Source organism: Wolbachia endosymbiont of Spodoptera picta, assembly GCF_018141665.1.
Lineage (GTDB): Bacteria > Pseudomonadota > Alphaproteobacteria > Rickettsiales > Anaplasmataceae > Wolbachia.
Window position 1 is genome coordinate 858964 of the sequence record NZ_CP067976.1, and the last position, 20872, is coordinate 879835.

General features: G+C 34.7%; 19 protein-coding genes and 3 tRNA genes. 14 read left to right on the plus strand and 8 right to left on the minus strand.

Annotated features, from left to right (window positions below; all coding sequences use genetic code 11):
• Positions 1-42: 42 nt before the first annotated feature.
• A complete protein-coding gene (gene mnmE, locus JKF54_RS03795) occupies positions 43-1371 on the plus strand; it encodes a tRNA uridine-5-carboxymethylaminomethyl(34) synthesis GTPase MnmE (protein ID WP_211907607.1) in 1329 nt (442 codons plus the stop codon).
• Positions 1372-1418: 47 nt separating this feature from the next.
• Positions 1419-1506, plus strand: a tRNA-Ser gene (locus JKF54_RS03800).
• A 211-nt stretch (positions 1507-1717) separates the two neighbouring features.
• On the opposite strand, the gene ltrA is transcribed toward JKF54_RS03800, so the two are convergent.
• From ltrA to JKF54_RS06895, 3 genes are all read right to left on the minus strand, one after another.
• The gene (ltrA, locus tag JKF54_RS03805; protein WP_246433110.1) at positions 1718-3178 is read right to left on the minus strand and encodes a group II intron reverse transcriptase/maturase; all 1461 of its coding nucleotides are present in this window, start codon (positions 3176-3178) and stop codon (positions 1718-1720) included.
• Positions 3179-3861: 683 nt separating this feature from the next.
• Positions 3862-4935 (minus strand): AI-2E family transporter, encoded by a 1074-nt coding sequence (locus JKF54_RS03810; RefSeq protein ID WP_211907608.1) that lies wholly within the window; start codon positions 4933-4935, stop codon positions 3862-3864.
• Positions 4936-4984: 49 nt separating this feature from the next.
• The gene (locus JKF54_RS06895) at positions 4985-5875 is read right to left on the minus strand and encodes an alpha/beta hydrolase family protein (RefSeq protein ID WP_444875950.1); all 891 of its coding nucleotides are present in this window, start codon (positions 5873-5875) and stop codon (positions 4985-4987) included.
• A 101-nt stretch (positions 5876-5976) separates the two neighbouring features.
• On the opposite strand from JKF54_RS06895, the gene ispD reads away from it, so the two are divergent.
• Positions 5977-7182 carry a 2-C-methyl-D-erythritol 4-phosphate cytidylyltransferase gene (gene ispD / locus JKF54_RS03825; RefSeq protein WP_211907611.1) on the plus strand — a complete coding sequence of 402 codons (1206 nt, stop codon included), beginning with the start codon at positions 5977-5979 and terminating at the stop codon, positions 7180-7182.
• Positions 7183-7266: 84 nt separating this feature from the next.
• Here ispD and JKF54_RS03830 read toward each other — a convergent pair whose 3' ends face one another.
• The 3 genes from JKF54_RS03830 to JKF54_RS03840 form a co-directional block, all read right to left on the minus strand.
• Positions 7267-8133 carry a ParB/RepB/Spo0J family partition protein gene (locus tag JKF54_RS03830; RefSeq protein ID WP_211907612.1) on the minus strand — a complete coding sequence of 289 codons (867 nt, stop codon included), beginning with the start codon at positions 8131-8133 and terminating at the stop codon, positions 7267-7269.
• Positions 8130-8972 (minus strand): ParA family protein, encoded by an 843-nt coding sequence (locus JKF54_RS03835; RefSeq protein WP_211907613.1) that lies wholly within the window; start codon positions 8970-8972, stop codon positions 8130-8132. Before JKF54_RS03835 ends, JKF54_RS03830 begins: the two co-directional genes overlap by 4 nt.
• A gap of 86 nt (positions 8973-9058) precedes the next feature.
• Positions 9059-11539: a response regulator gene (locus JKF54_RS03840; RefSeq protein WP_211907614.1), complete on the minus strand. Its 2481-nt coding sequence runs from the start codon at positions 11537-11539 to the stop codon at positions 9059-9061.
• 159 nt (positions 11540-11698) lie between these two features.
• On the opposite strand from JKF54_RS03840, the gene hemF reads away from it, so the two are divergent.
• The 8 genes from hemF (at position 11699) to sucD (ending at position 17282) form a co-directional block, all read left to right on the plus strand.
• A complete protein-coding gene (gene hemF / locus JKF54_RS03845) occupies positions 11699-12523 on the plus strand; it encodes an oxygen-dependent coproporphyrinogen oxidase (protein ID WP_211907615.1) in 825 nt (274 codons plus the stop codon).
• 82 nt (positions 12524-12605) lie between these two features.
• A complete protein-coding gene (locus JKF54_RS03850) occupies positions 12606-13745 on the plus strand; it encodes a hypothetical protein (RefSeq protein WP_211907616.1) in 1140 nt (379 codons plus the stop codon).
• A gap of 68 nt (positions 13746-13813) precedes the next feature.
• Positions 13814-13885, plus strand: a tRNA-Glu gene (locus JKF54_RS03855).
• A 32-nt stretch (positions 13886-13917) separates the two neighbouring features.
• Complete coding sequence (locus tag JKF54_RS03860; RefSeq protein ID WP_211907617.1) at positions 13918-14613, plus strand: 16S rRNA (uracil(1498)-N(3))-methyltransferase; 696 nt, start codon at positions 13918-13920, stop codon at positions 14611-14613.
• Positions 14614-14733: 120 nt separating this feature from the next.
• Positions 14734-14807 (plus strand) — tRNA-Pro (locus JKF54_RS03865).
• A 198-nt stretch (positions 14808-15005) separates the two neighbouring features.
• The gene (gene rpsU / locus JKF54_RS03870; protein WP_211907618.1) at positions 15006-15206 is read left to right on the plus strand and encodes a 30S ribosomal protein S21; all 201 of its coding nucleotides are present in this window, start codon (positions 15006-15008) and stop codon (positions 15204-15206) included.
• A 30-nt stretch (positions 15207-15236) separates the two neighbouring features.
• Positions 15237-16397 (plus strand): ADP-forming succinate--CoA ligase subunit beta, encoded by a 1161-nt coding sequence (gene sucC / locus JKF54_RS03875; protein WP_211907619.1) that lies wholly within the window; start codon positions 15237-15239, stop codon positions 16395-16397.
• Positions 16398-16400: 3 nt separating this feature from the next.
• A complete protein-coding gene (gene sucD, locus JKF54_RS03880) occupies positions 16401-17282 on the plus strand; it encodes a succinate--CoA ligase subunit alpha (RefSeq protein WP_064085491.1) in 882 nt (293 codons plus the stop codon).
• A 6-nt stretch (positions 17283-17288) separates the two neighbouring features.
• On the opposite strand, the gene dapF is transcribed toward sucD, so the two are convergent.
• Positions 17289-18083, minus strand: coding sequence for a diaminopimelate epimerase (gene dapF / locus JKF54_RS03885; protein ID WP_010403976.1), 795 nt, complete (start codon positions 18081-18083; stop codon positions 17289-17291).
• A gap of 105 nt (positions 18084-18188) precedes the next feature.
• On the opposite strand from dapF, the gene JKF54_RS03890 reads away from it, so the two are divergent.
• Complete coding sequence (locus JKF54_RS03890; protein ID WP_211907620.1) at positions 18189-19301, plus strand: glycoside hydrolase family 5 protein; 1113 nt, start codon at positions 18189-18191, stop codon at positions 19299-19301.
• Here JKF54_RS03890 and JKF54_RS03895 read toward each other — a convergent pair.
• On the minus strand, positions 19277-19849 hold the full coding sequence (locus tag JKF54_RS03895) for a nitroreductase family protein (protein WP_211907621.1): 573 nt from the start codon (positions 19847-19849) through the stop codon (positions 19277-19279). The genes JKF54_RS03890 and JKF54_RS03895 overlap by 25 nt on opposite strands.
• 96 nt (positions 19850-19945) lie before the next feature.
• Between JKF54_RS03895 and JKF54_RS03900 the strand changes: the two genes are divergently transcribed.
• Positions 19946-20473 carry a biotin transporter BioY gene (locus tag JKF54_RS03900; protein ID WP_211907622.1) on the plus strand — a complete coding sequence of 176 codons (528 nt, stop codon included), beginning with the start codon at positions 19946-19948 and terminating at the stop codon, positions 20471-20473.
• The gene (locus JKF54_RS03905; protein ID WP_211907623.1) at positions 20470-20868 is read left to right on the plus strand and encodes a DUF1284 domain-containing protein; all 399 of its coding nucleotides are present in this window, start codon (positions 20470-20472) and stop codon (positions 20866-20868) included. The genes JKF54_RS03900 and JKF54_RS03905 overlap by 4 nt, the downstream gene beginning before the upstream one ends.
• Positions 20869-20872: the final 4 nt, after the last annotated feature.

Here is a 20872-nt window from a genome sequence, read left to right on the forward strand (position 1 = left end):
TGGTTTCTTAAGTATAATATTGCTAAGTAGTTCATATCAATAATGACAAACACAAATGAAACTATTTTCGCTTTATCGACCGTATTTGGTAAGTCAGGAGTTGCAGTAATCAGAATTTCAGGCAACTACGCGCTTAAAGCTTTAAATCATTTTCATATTAAGAAAGAAATTAAACCAAGATTTGCTACTTTAGTTGATCTATATGATAATTCCAGTCAATTGATAGATAATGGAATAATCATCTATTTCCCTGCTCCAAACAGTTTCACTGGCGAGGATGTTATAGAGTTACAAGTGCATGGAAGCAAGGCCGTCATAAAAATCATCTTGGAGGAATTATCAAAAATTTTCGTTATGTCCAGGCCTGGAGAATTCTCACTTAGGGCTTTTCTAAATGGTAAATTTGACTTAACGCAAATAGAAGGGATTGCAGACTTAATTGATGCTGAGACGAAAATGCAAGCTAAACAAGCGATTAAGCAGATATCAGGAGAATTGGAGAGACTATACAGCAATTGGAGGCAAAGATTAATAACGATACAATCCAAAATCGAAGCATATATAGACTTTCCAGAGGATATTTGGGCAGAAAAAAGTGAATTGGAAAAAATTAATAATGAAGTGCAATCTCTCGTGCAGTTGATACAAGAGCATTTAAATGATAATAGACGGGGCGAAAGGTTGCGTGAGGGTTTACATATTGTAATAACTGGTGAACCAAATGTCGGTAAATCAACTCTGTTTAATTTCTTAGCCAAGCGTGATATTGCTATTGTTTCTGAATATGCAGGCACAACAAGAGATATACTTGAAGCTCATATTGACATTGGTGGATACCCAATCATTCTCTCTGATACTGCTGGAATTCGTGAGAGTTCAGATCCAATAGAATCAGAAGGTATTAGTCGAGCGAAAAAAAGGTCTTTTGAAGCTGATTTAAGAATAGAACTATTTCCTTTTGAACAGCGTCATAATATCAATTGCAACGTTGTAAATAGCGATACTATTTATGTATTGAGCAAAGCTGACGATGTTATCAATAATTACAATATAAAAATTAATGGCATAGATCTTTTACCCATTTCTATTCTAAAGGGAATAGGTACAAACAAATTGATCTCTCTCATAAAAGAGAAGGCAAAGGAAAAATTTGGGCATGATAGAGACACTCCTGTGATTACTCGGCAAAGACATAGGAATCACATGCAGAAAGCACTGGAACATTTACAGCGTTTTAATATCTATAATCCAATTGAGTTGATATCTGAAGACTTGAGGCTTGCTACATTTGAACTTGGTGCAGTGATTGGAATTATTAATGTTGAGGAAATATTGGACAGTATATTTAGCAACTTTTGCGTGGGCAAGTAAAGCTTTTATAGATTGCTTAAAATCAAATATTGTGATAGAAAAGAAATGGACGGATGGCCGAGCGGTTTAAGGCACCAGTCTTGAAAACTGACGTACGTGATGAGCGTACCATGGGTTCGAATCCCATTCCGTCCGCACAGGTCAGGTAAGGAAGCAGTATTACTACTACTCCCTCCCTTAGAAACGCAGCATGCAGGTTTCCCCACACTACGCTTGAGCCCCTTATCTAAGTTCTTCTTTTGTCGAACCGGCTTGTCTTTCATAAATCCTCAGAATACATCAACTTTAGTGGTGACACTAATAGTAGAGAACCTTCTCTTGAAAAGGAGCTTGCCAACATTCTTGTTCATTTTACTCTCTCATCAAAATACTTTTTCCATTTTAAGTCAAGGGGATTTGCATCCGCTCTGATTGTAACATGTCGTCTGATAGGTATATCAATCAGCTTAAGCAGTCTTAAATACCGTATCTCTTTTGGTTTGTTCTTGCATATGGGTGCAGCAAAAACCCATTGGCGTTGACCCATTACTTTGAAGTAACGATTCTTTATCCAACGTAATCCTTTACGAGGATGTCTTTTCTTTGCCCATTTCCATAAACTATGCCAAATTTCATTGTCGATCTTTCTAAACGCTTTTTTAGCACACACATGGTGATAGTAATTTCCCCATCCTCTCAGTAGAGAGTTGAGTGACTTAATTACTATAGCCTGAGTGTTCGCTATATTTGCTTTTATCAATGTACGTGCTTGATTAAGAAGTTTTTTAATACTTTCTTTCGAAGGTTTAATAATTAACTTCTTATTATATCTACGTACATTACAACCAAGAAAGTCAAACCCTGTTGTGATAGATGTAATTTTTGTCTTCTCTTCTGAAAGAATTAAACCTCTCTCATGAAGGAAAGATGATACTAAAGGCTTAACTTCATTTTCCAGTACTTCATGTGTGAAACCTGAAATAATAAAGTCGTCTGCGTACCTGATTACATTCACTCCACTTCTGATTTTTCCTCTTCTTTTGCCACCTAATTTACCAAAGCGACTTTCTAATAACTGTTCAAGACCATCTAAGGTAAAGTTAGCTAGTATTGGAGAAATTATACTTCCTTGCGGAGTGCCAGCAGTTGTGGGATACAGAGTTTTCGATTCTAGGAAACCAGCTTTTAACCATCTATGAAGAATTTTCTTCTCCATAGGAATATGCTTCATGAGCCATTCATGGTTAATGTTATCAAAACAACCTTTGATATCACCTTCGAGTATCCATTGTAGTTGATTACGACTTGCCAGTAATAAGTGGCAAGCCACAGTAGCGTCTGCGCAGGATCTTTTAGGTCTAAAGCCATAGGAGTGATGGTCGCTGATCGTTTCAGATACTGGCTCCAGGGCAAACAGATATAATGCTTGCATGGCTCTATCTTTTATCGTTGGTATTCCAAGAGGTCTTCTTTTGCCATTAGATTTACTGATATAAATCCGTTTTAGCGGAGAAGGTTTATATCCTCTTTGCTTTAACTGCTTTATTCCTTGAAATTTAGCATTGCAAGTTGACCATAGTTGACGATCTACACCCGCTGTGTTTTTTCCTTGGTTTTCAGTTACTCTCTTAACAGCCAAAGCTTTTCCGCTAAAAGAGCGTGTGAGAAGATGTTGTAAAGCTTTTACCTTACCCCATCTTCCTTCTTGGACAGCCTTAACAATACGTTTTTGTAGCCTCACAATAACTTTCTGGCATTTCTTCCATGGCAATTGCTTCCATGCTTCGGAGTTGTCGGTAGGTGCACTTACAGTTTTATCTGTAATCATCTGCTTTCCTCCCTTAAGTGGTTAACAAAGTTTCTTGTCACGAGGGACCAAATGGAAGTCTGCTCGTTTTCACGCGAATTAATGTTACAAATTCTATCCATTTCGTTACAAAATGGCATTCGCTTTCTCCATTCTCCTTTACCTGCACTTCCATCAGCATTCCTTGCGGTTTGCTTGCCATGTAGGCGAAAATACAGGCTTACCCTGTTCCTTCTATCATACAACAGTGGGTTAGGTTGCTTCTCTATACCGGTGGAGTTATTATTTGCGTACATCTAGAAATGAAAAATGTAACTTATCCACATTACCTTTTGGTCAGAGCTTATCAGCATCTTTAGCTCTTTCATCGTATCGGTACTTATAAAGCTTCACTTACGTTCACCATACCACTAAGCCTAGCCCTCCAACCACATGATGCTTGCAGTTTATGCCCCTCTCACGATTGAGCATCTTCTTTTTCAAGAAGGAGGTTCATTGTCCGCATCGCTTGGCACCAACCGGTTGCCCGATTCGCACTGATGCGTAGACTCAGATGGCAAAACATCTGGTTTAATAAGTTTTAGAATCCTTTCAGTTTCTTTCTGAATGAATTCCTCTCCTTTTAAACAATATGACCGAAGACTTTCAGGTTGCACCATCTCTCAAATGTATCAGAGGTCCTTTTTCTTTTTATCGTGAACTAATTAGCCATTTTTATAAAGCTCACTTTCAAAATATTTATTAACTGTATATTCTACTAATACACTGAACATTGCTATTATTGGAATAAAAAATAATATACCTATAAACCCAAAATATGAGGTGCATATGACAACTCCTAAAATAATGATAGTTGGATGTATATGAACTTTTTTTCCTATTAATAAAGGCACTAATATGCTTGAGTCTATTAATTGACCAACACTAAATAATAGCAAGACAGCAGCACTTTCAAACCATCCACTAAATTGAGTAATGGCGCTCAAAAATCCGATAATAGTGTATAATAATGGCCCTATATAGGGTATAAATGTTAATGTTCCTGATAAAATTCCAATAGCTACAGAATGCTTCAGCCCAATTATGCTAAGGCCCACGGAGTAAAAGATCATCATAACTATACATACGTTTAGCTGTCCCTTTAGGTAATTAGATATAATGAAATCTACTTTGGAAAAATAACCTGCAGCTTTTTCTCTGTAAAGAATGGGAATTAGTTTACTAACCTTTTCTACAATTGAAGGCCAATCACGTAATACATAAAAAAACACCATAAGCGTAATAGCTATTAATGATACCATGTAAATCAAACTAAAGCTTGAACTTAGCACTTGAATTATAAGATTACTGCCCATGCTAAGAGCATTTATAAAATAAGATATATAATCACTGTAATTTTCTACTAGATTTTTAGACAAGTGATCAAATAAACTATCTTCAGTTTTTATATTAAGAAATTCTAGCACAGAAGGAATCACTTTAAGTTTTAGTGAAGGTATCTTATTCACTAAGAAATTTAATATTAAAGTAATTTGAAAATATATAATAGGTAAAACAAATGTAATAACTAATATAAAAGCTATCAATAAGGCAAGTGTTATAAAAACTACAGAACATGAACGCGGTATTCTGTATTTTTCAAACTTGGTTACTAGAGGGTTAAACAAATGTGCAACAAAAACGGATATTAGACACGGAGCAATCATAGGACGCATCAAAAATAATGCCCCTATTATAAAAAGTAGTACACAACAAATAGTTATATGACGTTTTTGCATATGTCTAACATAGTCAATTTACCAAAAAATATACAGTTTTTTGTAAATACTATCTATTCATTGTTTTATTAAGTATTAGATCAGCTAAATTTTCATCCAATTCCCAACCAGATAAAACTCCGTTGTGCGGGTCATATTCAAAGCTTTTCAAATTAACGATTTTGGTCAAATTTCTATTTAACAATTGATTATCTTCTAGTCCTTTTGCTAATTGTGCAGGATATGGTATTAAGGTGTCTCTTTCATGATTAATGACCGCTATTGATATATCATTATTTTGTAGCTTTTGTATATTGCTTACTATATCAAAGTCTAAATTTAGGACCTTAAGCATTTTTTTTAACAAACAAGAGGGTAGTATGCTTAGAATTTTTGTCTGAGAAATTGGAAAATGCTTTATTGCATTGTAAAAAGAGCTGAAAGTGCTGGTAAAAATAATACCTCCGAGTTTAATATCTCTGTCTGTAAAATATTTCAGCACTTCTGATGCAATTGCTCCTCCAAAGGAATGGCCGAGAAGTATAATGTTTTCAGGCTTCACACCATTGTCAATTAATTTACTGATTTCTTTTATTGAAGGCTGAGACAAGCTTTGATTCTTATTTATAAACGGAATCATGAATGGTGGTACAGATAAAAAGGTGCAAGTTAAAGCTGCTAAGATGGCTAAACTTGCTGTCCTAGATGTCATTGGATTAGTAAGTAATATTAAAGTTGGTAATAGTATTGATGTTCCTAAAAACAAGAAACTAGCTATTGCGTAAGTTATATAGTTTTGAAATGCAATTGGGTATTTATGTGCATGAGTGTGAAAATTAGACCTATGGAGATATGTAGATCTATCTTGTATATACCTGGCCGCATTCTTATAATTATCACCTATTCCATGAAAAAATATAAGATGTATCTCATTTTCTTTATTATACTTAGTAACGTGTATTATTTTCCTCTAGCATATATTACACCTAGTAAAAGAATATTCTTTTTTGAGAATTGGATCAACTTTTTTAAAATGCTAGATAACTTGTATTAACACCGAAAATGGTAAGCATGTACACTAACAGACTTGAGGAATACAAGATAGCAGCATTAATAGTTGCAGCAGGAGTAGGCAGTAGATGCAATGCCAAAATCCCTAAACAGTATATAAAATTGGCAGGTAAGTATGTTTTATTTCACACAATTAGGAAATTCTTAGCTAATCAGTACATAAGTTACATAAGAGTGGTAGTGAATGAAAGTCAAAAAGATTTCTATAAAGAAGTTACGTCATCAACTATAGATACTAAATTGCTGAGTCCAGTATGTGGAGGAAAAAGCAGGCAGAGTTCAGTTAAACTTGGACTGGAGAGTTTGCAAAAGATCAATCCAGATTTTGTTATTATACATGACGCTTGTAGGCCTTTTGTATCAAATATTCTAATAAACAACTTGATTGAATCTATGATTAATGGTCAATATACAGGAGTAGTTCCAGCAATAGAAGTCGAGGATACTATATCGTTGGTGAGTAATAATTTCATTGAATCTACGATTTCAAGAGAAAAACTTAGAGCCATGCAAACTCCTCAAATTTTTAATTTCAGAGAATTATTATCGTGCCATCAATCAGTCAAAGAATTTACTGATGATTCATCACTAATGGTGGAGCATAAAAAACATGTTGCGATTATTGAAGGTGAGAAAAAGAATTTTAAGTTAACTACAAAAGAGGATATCAATATGGCAAAACTTCTCTTTGGAGAGCCAAAATTCCGTGTCGGAACCGGTTATGATATACATAAATTTGTTAAAATTCAAAATGATGCTAAGAGCTTTATAAAAATTTGCGGTGTGGAAATTGAGCATAATATGGCAATAGAGGCACATTCCGATGGTGATGTTGCAATACATGCAATCGTTGATGCAATACTCGGAGCACTAGGATGTGGCGATATAGGAGAACATTTTCCTCCTAATTCCTCTAAATGGAAGGATTGCAATTCATCTCATTTTCTTGACTTTGCTGCTAAAAAAGCACAGGAAAAAGGATATAGCGTGTCTAATTTAGATATTACTATAGTTTGTGAAGAGCCTAAAATATCGCCTTACAAAGCAGGAATGAAGGAATTCATATCAAAAATATTAGAAATTAATGGTGAATTCGTAAGTATCAAAGCAACCACAGCGGAAAAATTAGGTTCTATTGGCAGAAATGAGGGAATAGCAACGTATGCTTCTGTGCTATTGCGTGCAAATTTTTATTGAAGGTAGAAACGAAATAACTTACTTGACAAACTCCACCATTTCACTTCCATTGCAAGGAAAGTGGGAAGGTTTGTCAAGAAATTTCTATGAGCTACTTTCGACATTAATAGCTGATTCAAGTCTTCTATTCAAAATTTTCAATATAAAATCCAATTCATTTGAGTTGTTATAACGTATCATGACTTTACCCTTAGAATTACTTTCATTAATTTTGATCTTTAAACCAAGCTGAGAAGATATAGCTCCTTCTAATGCTGCCATATCTTGATTTTTAGTACACTTATGCTCTTTTCGGTCGTTATTTTGTTGTAAGTCTTTTATCAATTTTTCAGTTCGTCTAACGCTCAGGCCCTGAGAAACTATTCTTTCTGCAATACTTTCCGCATTTTCAACATTAATCAATGCTCTTGCATGACCCATAGACAATTTTTTCTCGTTGATCATTGTTTTTACTCCATTAGGGAGTGACAGCATTCGTATCATATTGGTTATGTGACTGCGGCTTTTACCTAAAGTTAAGGCTAATTCTTCGTGTGTATAGGAGAATTCATCTATTAGTTTTCTGTACGCCTCACCTTCTTCTATTGGATTAATATCTTGCCTCTGTATGTTTTCAATTATCGATACTTCTAAGCATTCCTTGTCATTTAAATCTTTTATGATAACCGGCACACTATCAAGATTTATGACCTTACTTGCTCGCCAACGACGTTCCCCTGCTACTATTTCATAACCTTCATTATTTGGATCTTTGCGCACCACAACAGGTTGTATTATACCATTTTTCTCTATCGAACCTGCAAGTTCTTTTAATGACTCCTCATCAAAATATTTTCTCGGCTGAAATTTGCTCGGGTGTAGTAATGAAATAGGTAACCGATCTTCTTTATTACCATAATTATCGCCTATGAGGCCAGCAAGACCTCTACCTAAGCGCCTATTGTCCTTCACGCTGCACCCTCACTTATCAGCTTTTTCTCTTTACAGATGCTCATGTGTTTCTTTAAAATTTCTTTTGCCAAACTTATATATGCTTGTGCACCAGGACACTTAAGATCATATACAATAGCAGGTTTTCCATGAGAAGGCGCTTCTGATAACCGTACATTACGTGGAATAATGGTCTCATACAAGGGGATAATAGTTTTATATACTTTATCATTTAAATATTGGCAAATATCATTTTTAATCTGCTCACTAAGTTTGTTGCGTCTGTCATACATTGTGAGCAATATTCCTTCTATTAACAGGAAAGGGTTTAGGTTGTTTCTTTTTATCAGCTCTACAGTCTTAACTAAATGGCTCAATCCTTCCAGAGCGAAAAATTCACACTGAAGAGGAACAATAATCGAGTCAGCAGCGGTCAGAGCATTGATAGTAAGCAGACCAAGTGATGGAGGACAATCGATAATTATGTACTCATAATTATTACGTACTTTCTCTAGCGTATCTTTTAGTACGAATTTTCCCTGCTCAAGTTGTGATAGCTCAATTTCTGCAGCTGATAAGTCAACCACTGATGAAATCAGCGATAGATTTGGAATTTCCTTTATATTGAAAATTGCCGATTCCACCAATTCACTTTCGCTGCTCAGCAGTATTTTATATATATTTTTTTCTTCCCTGCTACGATAAGAAATCCCAAGTCCTGTACTAGCATTTCCTTGAGGGTCAAGATCTACCAGTAAAGTACTTTTTCCCACAGCAGCAAAGGCTGTTGATAAATTTATACTAGTTGTAGTTTTACCAACTCCACCCTTTTGATTTACTACTGCAATGATCTTGCTCACACCTTTTATCTTATGTATAAAATAACTCTATTGTATATATGCAAGAAATTTTTGCATTAGAAAAATTTTTTTGTTGCCAATCATGCTCAAAGTAAACTGCCTTTTTTTGTCTTGTGTAACACACTTTGAACCTTATTTCCTAACTCATTCAGAGTAAATGGTTTGGGTAAAAAATGGAAGTCTTCTATATTGATTTCATCGCTCTTTAAAAAAGCATCCTCTGCATACCCAGAAATAAAAATAACTTTGATGTTTGGCCTATGTATCAATGTTTCTTTAACTATTTCTGGACCACTCACCTCTGGCATGATTACATCAGTGATTATTAGATCTATGTGTTGATTTTTTTTTCTAATGATCTCTAGTGCCTCGCTGCCTATACTCGCTTCTATTACATTAAATCCTTTTCTTGTAAGAGCCTTAGCAGTAAATTCCCTTACTGAATCTTCATCTTCAATTAATAAAATTATACCATTACCTTTAATCTCTACCGGTTTCTCTATTTCTTTACTATCTTCCTCTTTATCATTTTCATCCGATATGTAAACTATGGGCAAAAATATGCTAAATTTAGTTCCATGATTCACTTTGCTAGCAACATAGATGTATCCTTCGGTTTGTTTAATAATGCCATATACAGTAGAGAGGCCAAGACCTGTACCAGAAGTAATATCTTTGGTAGAAAAAAATGGATCAAATGCCTTTTCAATTATATCACTCGTCATTCCACATCCAGTATCAATCACTTCAATCACAACATAATTCCCATGTTCAATCGTTTCCTTATCTGGAGAAAACATATCCTGAGGTGTAGAATTTAATGAATCAACCTTTTGATTAAAGGTTCGTATAGTTAACTCTCCCCCCTTTTCCATAGCAGCACCAGCATTAACTGCTAAGTTAAGCATAACTTGCTCTAATTGTCCTTGGTCAGCCCTAACAGCACCCAAATCGCTACCATAATAAATATTAAATTTTATATTTTCACCTATTAATCTTTTGATCATTTCATAAAGATTAGCTATCGTACCATTTACATTAATAATCTTTGGCTGCAAAGTCTGTCTTCTTGAAAAAGCAAGCAGTTGTCTTACTAAATTTGACCCACGTTTTGCATTTTGCTGTATCTGTATTATATCTCCAAAAGATGGATCGCTAGCTGAGTGCTGGAGTAAAAGCAAATCACAAAATCCTATTATTCCGGTTAATATATTATTGAAATCATGTGCAATACCACCTGCTAATTGCCCTATAGCTTGCACCTTTTGATAATGCTCAAGTTTTATCTCTAGTTTTTTACGTTCAGTATTATCAATAAAATAACAAAGTATGAACATCACTTTATTATGAAGAAACTTATTAAAATATATTTTCATGTTATTACCGCCATTGAGCTGCACATCAAAGGACGCATTATTTATCCTATTACTTGAAAAATATTCACGCACTTTCATATGATAACCATCTGATATCAATGCAAAGATAGAACCATTATTTGACCCCGCAAGTTTTACTAATGCTATATTTTTCTTTATAAAATTGCCATTTATGTCGCATTGTGCAATAGCAATTGACGAATTTGTAAAACAAGGGTGTAGTTGATAATCAACAATATTTGATTCAGTTGGTGTTATAAAGCCGTGTATATAGCTATGATTGTATTTATCACAAAATATAGCAGTACTCATATAAGCCTTAAATGGAGCACCGCTTATAGTAAAAAACATAATTTCATTTTTGGTTATTGTATCGTCATACTTAGATTGAGATATAAAATCATTGATTGAGCTACCTTTTTCCAATTTTTTTAGTTCAAACATGTCTAAAAATCTTTTATTTACAGATAAGATACCTCCTTTTGTATTTGCAACGTAAGTTGCTATATTGTGTTTCTCTATCAACTCTTCATATACCTGCTCTTTGTTTACCTGTGTTGCCTTCAGTACAAAATACCCATTCGGTCTTGCTATTGGGGCTAATGATAAATTTAAAGTCTTATTACTATTTATAGCAATTTGTGGATTATCCGGTATTGGTTCAGAGAGCAAAAGAAAGTTAGATATTCTACTCTTCTTGCTTAAGGAAATGCATACTTTTACAGAAGTGTTATTTCTTAACGCATGATAGAGTGATTTTCTGTCTTTTTCTGACACATCTCCTGCTTCAAGAATTTTATCTAGCGTAACATCATCGTTTATGTGATCTTTAAACCTTTCGTAGAACCTCGCATCAGCATAAATAATACCCTCATCTTTATGTAAAATGAGACAAAACTCTGTATTATGATTCAGCGCATTTGCAAATATTGCATTTTGAAACTCTATGATATTAAGTAGATACTTGTAACGTTTTATATTATATACCACAAAGAGAGTCATTAGAATGCTAATTAATAAATTAATCTCTATATTAACATGCTGACTATATACATTAGAAAAATAGAGTACTGATATTGCTATTGGAGGTAAGAACATAATGACTGCCATCACAATAATTGACATCCCATAATTTCTTAGTATGAAGTCAACTCTGTTCTCTTTTTTGTTATCTATGTATCTTTTACTCATTATTATTGCTTGGCATCCTTGCACATATAAAAATATTCTACTATATTGATTTAATTATTATAGATTTATTAACATCCTTGATGGGTAGTTACTATCCCAATCTAATTAAGTCCTGTAAATATAGAGTACAATAATATTAATAAGCCAACAGAAGGCATTATGGAAAAACAAAAGACACAAGCATTTGAATGGTTCTGCGCACTGAGAAACAAGATCACCGAATCTTTCTTATCAATTGAGGTACGGTCATTCACACAACCAAAAATCGAAAAAAGAAAGTGGAGCCGACCAGGTGGAGGAAGTGGTGAATCTACAATTATCTTTGGTAATATTTTTGAAAAAGTTGGAGTAAACGTTTCAAGAGTATACGGAAAGCTCGAAGACTCAGCCATTAATGAAATTCCTGGTGCAAGTGAAAGCAATGGAGAGTTTTGGGCAAGCGGTATATCTTTAGTGTCTCACATGCAATCTCCCCTTATCCCTGCAGCACATATGAACACAAGGCTGATATATACCTCAAAACAATGGTTTGGTGGAGGAATGGACTTTACTCCAATTTATAAAGATGAGGGAGATTGCAAGTATATTCACGAATCAATTAAAGCAACTTGCGATGAGTTCAACATCGAATATTATCCGAAATTTAAAAAGCAATGTGATGATTACTTTTTTTTACAACATAGAAAAGAGCCACGTGGTATTGGTGGAATTTTTTATGACAATCTAACTTCTGGCAACTGGAAAAATGATTTTGAGTTCACAAAAGCAGTAGGTGAAGCCTTTTTAGAAATTTACTTACACATCATACACAAACATATGCGAAAATCTTGGACAAAAGAACAACGAGAAGAACAATTGATAAAACGTGGCAGATATGTGGAGTTCAATCTTCTTTATGATCGTGGTACAAGGTTTGGTTTAATGACTAATGGTAACCCCGATGCAATTATGATGTCGATGCCGCCTCTTGTTAAGTGGGTGTGAAAAGCGGTTATTAATATAAAATAAATCGTTATAGTTTAAAATTGTACCAGAATGGTGAGCTTTTGTATAGAGGGGTACAATCATGGGTATAGTAGATAGTTTTTTAATTAAATCCGCTAGAAATAGCAATATAATAGGCGTGAGGCTAGCTTTAAGTCTTCATAATATAGTAAACAGCTTTGAAAAACTCTTTTCTAAAATTAATCCTTTTAGGAACAAGGGGTCATTTGACTTGAATAATGATCAAACTTTAAATCGAGCTTTAGAGTATGCAGTAACAAATCTTGATCATAATGTAATGACGTTACTTATTAGTGCTGGAGCAAATATTAATGAAATAAATAATAGTATAGGAAATGTAATCCTTCAATACAAAATAGCATCAGAAGCTATGCAGTACGGAGATAAGGACAGTCTCAAAGATCGTAAAGAAAAATGTTGTTTAGTGCTTGGTGAGCTAATAAAAAAAGAAAGAAAAGAAATATTGGAGATTTTGAAACAAACGGAAAGTTGTGACAAGCTTAAAGAGGAAGTAGAGCTAAAATTTAAGGCCAACTCACCTAAAAAACCTCCTAGAATTTTTGAGCATGATGATATTTTACTTTTAAAAGAGCCCATTTATGATGAGGTATATGACGCTAAGGTTAGTAACTCATTAGAAGAGTTGAGAGTATCGGAAGAATCCATTTATGCTGAAGTATATGATTTGCATAAAAGATCTGCTGAAAATTTATTATTGAAAGATAGTGGTTGTTCTAGTATATCAGGAGAACCTATTTATGAAGATGTAGATGATTTCTCAGAGCAAAAAAAGCCTACTAGCTTAAATCATAAAGAGCAATCAGAGCCTATTTATGCTAAGGTAGATTTATCGAAAAAGAGATCAGAAAGACAAGCAAAACATATAAAAGATAATTCTGGGACTTATCATGGATTAGTGCAGGATAAAGTGAATAATTTGCAAGTAAAACTAAATGAGCAAAGTGCTAATAAGCCAGCGAGTCAGCAAATCAAGACCAAGGCTGGCTTTAACGTAAAAGAAATAAGGCAAAATTTTGAGCGTAGAGATTCTGGATACGATTCTGGCTATGATTCAGATACAAAAGTTGAACAAAAATTAGAATTAGGATCTAAAGCTCCTAAATCTGAGATAGGTTCAGTAAGCATTGAACATGGGGTAATAGGAGGCTGTCGATATAAAATCACTGATATATCACTCTAACTGTGTGATTCAAAATAATTGAATTGACTTTATATGTATAATCGATATAACTCAGTTAGATTCAAGTCGACTCTTTCGTCTAGTGGTTAGGACACCACCCTTTCACGGTGGTAACACGGGTTCAAATCCCGTAAGAGTCACTCAAACAGAATGCAAATAACTAAAGTTTTGAATGAAAAAAATTAGGCTTTATGTTGAAGAAGCTTTATCACAAAATGTAAGTTTGGTGCTTCATCCACGACAAAGTCACTATATTTACAATGTAATGCGGCTTAAGAAGCATGATAACATCTATCTTTTTAATGGAAAGGATGGAGAATGGTTAGGAGAAGTAGTGAATATATCAAGTAAATCGACAAAAATTATAATAAAAGAACGCACTAAACAACAACAACATGAAAAAAATCTATATTTGTATTGTGCTCTGGTAAAAAGCGGCGCCTTAAGCAACATAGTAAGACAAGCAACTGAAATGGGAGTAACCTGCATTCAATTTATTTCAACAGAACGTACAGTAGTAAAAAACATTAACCTAAGTAGAGCGAAATTACAGGCAATTGAAGCTGCGGAACAATCCGGTAGGACAAGTATACCACAGATTTTTCTTCCTATTAATTTTTGTGAATTATCCGATTCTCAGAATAAAAATTTTGTTTTGTGTGATGAAAAAGGTGAAGGACAACCTCCTAATAAAGTTCTAAAAGGCAAGAAAAACGTTGCTATTATTGTTGGCCCCGAAGGTGGTTTTTCATCTTGCGAACTTGATTCTGCCAATAAATTTTGTCAGAAACTGAGTCTAGGAAAAAGAATTTTGAGAGTTGATACTGCTGTAGTTGCTGCATTAACCTTCACCAATTGGTATAGCTAGATTTTTTAATATGGCTAGTGCAACTTGACACTCTATATAAAGATCTGCATTATATTTTTCCTAAAAGAAATAAATGAAACTTGCATTTTTCCGAACTATCGATACTCTTAGTAAGGAAGTCGGGGCGTAGCGCAGCCTGGTAGCGCATTTGGTTTGGGACCAAAGGGTCGGGAGTTCAAATCTCTCCGCCCCGAGATTAGAAAAATTACAAGAGCACTGTAACCTAAGAGCAATTTTTATCAGCAAGTAAATGATTGACAACAGAATGAAGCTTTTTTCATATAAATCACTGCATATCATATTCTATCGCTCAAGTTTATAAAATAATTGACAATGTTAATTTTCTAATTTATAAATGGATTTTGAAGTGATTACCGAAGGAGGTATAGAGTTTGATTGAAGTATCAGTCCATTATGGTGATGTAGATAGAGCTCTTCCAGTGTTGAAAAAAATAATTCAAAAGGAAGGAAGAGGGATCAAAATGAAAAAAAAATATCACGAAAAGAAATCAGAGAAAACAGCTAAAAAAAAAGCTGAAGCAAGAAAAAAGAGGTATCAGCAAGAATGCAGAAGACAGCGTTATGGTTGGTAGCTTTTACTAAGGTTAATAATTAGTTATCTTATGAATATTCACGAATATCAGGCAAAGGAAATTTTACACAAGTTTAATGTCCCGGTACCAAAGGGTTTTGTTGCTACATCTGCAGAAGAAGTAGAAACTCAAATAAATCAACTAAAATCTGACGTGTTTGTGGTTAAAGCTCAGATTCATGCAGGTGGTAGGGGTAAGGCTGGTGGTGTAAAGCTAGCAAAGTCAACTAAAGAAGCTCAACAACTTGTAAAGGACATGCTTGGCATAACTTTAGTTACTCATCAAACAGGGCCAAGCGGACAGCAGGTAAAGAGAGTATACATTGAAGAAGGTTCAAGCATTAAAAAAGAGTACTATTTGAGTCTAGTAGTCGATCCAAAGCTTAGCAGGCTAGTATTTATATTTTCTTCAGAAGGTGGAATGGATATCGAAGAAGTGGCAAAAAATTCTCCTACAAAGATTGTGAATTTTAATATTGACCCTGCTACTGGTTTTACAAGTTTTGATAACAATAAGCTTTGCAATAGCTTTAATCTGAGTTCAGAACAAATAGGAAAGGTAACGAATATTGCAAAAAATATATATGATGCGTTTATTACAACTGATGCGAGCCAGATAGAAATTAATCCACTAGTTGAAACGAATGCTGGAGATTTTATTGCACTTGATGCTAAAATTAATTTTGATGACAATGCTCTATACCGTCATTCAGAAATCGTGAGCCTACGTGATTACGATGAAGAAGTCAAAGAAGAAATAGAAGCTTCAAAGCATGGTCTCAGTTATATAAAAATGGATGGCAATATTGGTTGCATGGTGAACGGTGCAGGTCTTGCTATGGCAACAATGGATATAATAAAGTACTATGGAGCAGAGCCTGCTAACTTTCTAGATGTTGGTGGTGGAGCAAGTAAGGAAACTGTCACTGAAGCATTTAAAATTATATTATCTGATAGTAATGTAAAAGGAATTTTGGTTAATATATTTGGCGGTATAATGCGTTGTGATATCATTGCAAATGGAGTAGTTGAAGCTGCAAAAGAAATAGATATTAAGGTCCCTTTAGTGGTTAGATTATCAGGCACTAACTTCAAAGAAGGAAAAAGAATTTTAGAAGAGTCAGGGCTAAATATTATTGCTGCAGACGAACTTGACGAGGCTGCACAGAAAATAGTACAAGAGGTGAAGTAGAGTATGTCTGTTTTAGTAAATAAAGATACAAGATTAATATGTCAGGGCTTTACTGGTGCACAAGGTACATTTCATTCAGAACAAGCAATTAGCTATGGAACCAAAATGGTTGGCGGTGTAACTCCTAGCAAGGGTGGAAGCACTCACCTTAATTTACCAGTTTTTAATACCGTAGCAGAAGCTAAAGAAAAAACTGACGTGAATGCTACTGTGATATATGTACCTGCTAAATTTGCAGCTGATGCAATACTTGAGGCAATAGATGCAGAGATAGAATTAATAGTTTGCATCACAGAGGGCATTCCTATACTTGACATGGTAAAGGTAAAGCACGCTCTCGCTGGTTCAAACAGTCGATTGATTGGCCCAAACTGTCCAGGGGTTATTACACCCGAAGAATGCAAAATAGGAATTATGCCAGGACATATTCACAGACGTGGACATATAGGAATTATGTCTCGCTCTGGAACTTTAACTTATGAAGCGGTAGCACAAACAACCGCTGTTGGTCTTGGTCAGTCAACATGTATAGGAATTGGAGGGGATCCTGTTCATGGTATGACGTTTGTTGATTGTATGGAGTTGTTTTTAAAAGATGATGATACTCATGGTATTGTAGTTATTGGTGAAATAGGTGGAAACGAAGAAGAGGATGTATCACATTTTGTGAAAACAGAAAAAACTAAAAAGCCAATCGTTGGTTTTGTAGCAGGTCAAACAGCACCTCCAGGAAGACGTATGGGGCACGCTGGGGCTATTATCTCCTCTAGTGGCGGAAGTGCTGGTGCAAAGTTAGAGGTTATGCGCAGTGCTGGGATTGCGATTGCAGAAACCCCTGCTGTGATTGGTAAAAAGGTGTTAGAAGTAATGAGTGTCAGTGCCTAGCCTAGGTCATAAAAACCCTATATCCCCAGTCATCAGTATATTTTTTGACCACTCAATCAGTAACTGACCTCCTGGTAAATGCACTGAAGTTTGTTTAGTAGCCAAACACTTACGAAGTATAGATGCAACAAATGCTGCACAAGCCGCACTACCACATGAAGCAGTAATACCTGTTCCTCTTTCCCAAACTCTTAAGTTTATTTCTCCAGATTTTTCTATTTGTGCAATACTAACATTTGTTTTCTGAGGAAATAATTCGTGATTTTCTAGCTTTGGTCCTAAATTCTGCAATGGTATTTCGCTTATGTTATCAACAAAAAAAACTATATGAGGGTTACCAATATTTACTGCAACTGGCTCTTTCAGCATTTCAAGCTCTATAGGTAGATAAAGGGGATCGCATTCACAAGAAAGAGGAATTTCATTCCATTTAAGCAGTGGTTTACCCATATTGACCTTTATTGATTTATCACCTACTTTAAAACATTCTAAGATACGATTATTTATCAGCTCAATAGTGATATATTCAGTACCTTTTTCTAACATTATCAAATATCCAACACAGCGTGCTGCGTTTCCACACATTTCAGCTCGACTACCGTCAGCATTGTAGATATGCATAAAGCAGTTTGCAGCATTAGACATTGTTATAATTATCACTTGATCACAACTGCCTTGATCAGCAATTTGTCTATAATTCCAGTCTAAATTATTTGCTGAACGTGAGTCTATGATAACAAAACTATTGCCAGTACCATGCATCTTTACAAACGGGATCTTGTCTGTTAGGTTACTTACCATTATAGCAAAATTATATAAGTGAAAATTTTTCTTCTAATTACAGCTGTTTTGTATTCTATAGTTTTCTGTAATGTGAGTGCTAAGTCAATACCGGAGAACAGCAAAATGCTCTTTTGGCAAACTGGAGTTAGAAAGGGAGCAAATGTTTTCAATAGAAAAGTTGATAGTGACTTAATCAAAGCAGCAAAGGAATACAAAATTGGTTTTATTCGTCTTGCTCCTGACAAATTTGAAACTACGCAACGTGACTTCCTCTTAGGCAATGCAGACAATTATCTGGGCCTGATTTCCAAAGACCTGAAAGTTCTGAAAGATGTTTTAGATGCTTTTCATCAACAAAAAATACCAGTAATGTTAACGATGCTTAGCTTACCTGGATCTAGATGGAAGCAAAATAATAACGATAAAGATGATTTACGTTTATGGTCAGATCAAGCTTTTCAAAAACAAGCAGCAAAATTTTGGCAAGATCTTGCGAAAGAGCTTAAAGATCATCCTGCTATTGTTGGATATAATATCTTAAATGAACCACATCCAGAAAGGCTTTATAATACTGCAGACTCGGCTATTTATAACGTAGAACAAAGCAAAGTTCAGAAGAATCTATTTGGCTTTTATAGCAGCGTGGTAAACAGTATCCGCCAAGTTGACTCAGAGACCCCAATAATATTTGATAGCAGCAGTTATGCTGACTCTAATACTTTTAACAAATTTGAACCAGTTAGTGATAAAAATGTTCTTTATTCATTTCATATATATGAGCCCTTTGCTTATACAAACTTAAAATTAAACCAAGGTAACTTCGCCTACCCTGGACATGTTCAATCTTTTGATGCAAAAAAAGTAGAGTATTGGAATAAAGATAAGTTAAAATCATATATAGAACCTGTAAAAATTTTCCAAAAGAGGTATAATATACCAGATTATAAGATCCTTGCTGGAGAGTTTGGCGGGCACCGCTGCTCAAAAGGATTAGAGCACTATTTTCGAGATCTTACTTCTATTTTTAATGAATATAATTGGCATTTTGCTGTTTATGGCTTTCGAGAAGATATATGGGATGGTATGGACTATGAACTTGGAAGTAAGAAATTATCGTGGAAAGATTGGCAAGCAATTGAAGAGGGTAGGATGAAAAAAAATTATTTGCCAAATAATTCAATTTTTAAGATATTAAGAGAAGAATGGTCAAGTCAGCTCGCTGGCCATTCGTCATAAAAGAATATTTCTTTTATTGATCTTCTTTGTTTTTCTTTGACTTCAGCACCCTCTTTTTCGTAACCAACTGCTATCACTGACATTACATTAAAATCATCAGGTATATTGAATCTCTTAACTATTTTATCTCTATCAAATCCACCCATTTGATGAGCCATTAAGTTCATAGCTGCAGCCTGCAGCATAAGTGCATAATTTGCTGCACCAGTATCATGCTTAGCCCAAAAATTTTCTCCTTTACCTTGTTTACGGAAGTTCTTAGCGCTTAGAGATATAATTAGTATTTGTGCATCTTTTGCCCACTTTTGATTAGATTCATCAAGGCAACCGAGCAATTTTTTCCATGCGCTTTGATTGTTCTGTTTGTTGCATATCACATATCGCCAAGGTTCATCACCAAAACACGAGGGTGTGAGCCTTACAGCTTCTATTAAAATATCCATTTCTTTCTGAGATATTGCTCTTGTAGGATCGTATGAACGTCCGCTGTGTCTTTCTTTCATCAACGATAATAGATCTTGTTTACTCATCATTTTTAAATAGTGCATAAATAATTCATTGTAGCGCAATATAAGCAAAATTTAAATTGCAAAACCTCTTATACACATATATTACATTTAGTAAGTTATTTTTATTGGGAAGATATGTTTATAACACAATCAAGCAGTAGGTCAACACTGGCTGAAATATTGTCTTGTGTTTTACTTTTATTCTTGATGGCTCAAATAAGCATACCATTGCAGCCTGTGCCTATCACATTGCAAACTTTAGGATTAATGCTTGTTGGGCTTAAATTTAACCGCAGAACAGCATTCTATTCTGTGCTTACATATCTATCACTTGGTGCAGCAGGATTTCCTGTTTTTGCGAATTTTTCTGGTGGTCATCACATTTTTCTCGGGCCAACAGGTGGATATTTGATTGGCTGTTTAGTTGCTGTTGTAGTAATGAGCAGAGTAAATGAATTACTGAACTCTAAATATAAATCATTTATGTGTAATTCTTTAAGTTGTCTGGCGGGTACAGTCGTAATCTTTATTTGTGGTATTAGTTGGCTTACTATTTACGTGGGTCTGAAACAAGCAATAATGGTAGGTGTTTTACCATTCATCCTTCCTGGTTTGGTAAAAATTTTTCTACTTGTAGCAGCTTTGCAGTATTTGAAAAAGTGATAAGGTTTCGTCCTCATCATTTTATGTGCACTCTTGCATTTCAAGGGTATGGATATTCTCAGAGCTTTGTAGAAAATTACAAAAAGATAGCAAGTAAAGTAATTAGTGATCCTAATACTAAAATCGAAGTAGTTGATAATCTTGACACTATTTGCAGTGTTTGCCCAAACCAGACTAAACAAGGTAAATGTACCACACAAGCTAAAGTTTTAGAGCTAGATAGAAGGCATATGGAAATTTTAGGAATAAAAATTGGCGAGATTTTGACCTGGAGTGAAGCAGTCAAAAGAATTAGAAAGAAAATGTCTTTAGAGAAATTTGACTACGCATGTGAGGAGTGTAATTGGCAACCATATGGAATGTGTAGAAGTGCTCTTTTAACTCATTCTAAATAGTATC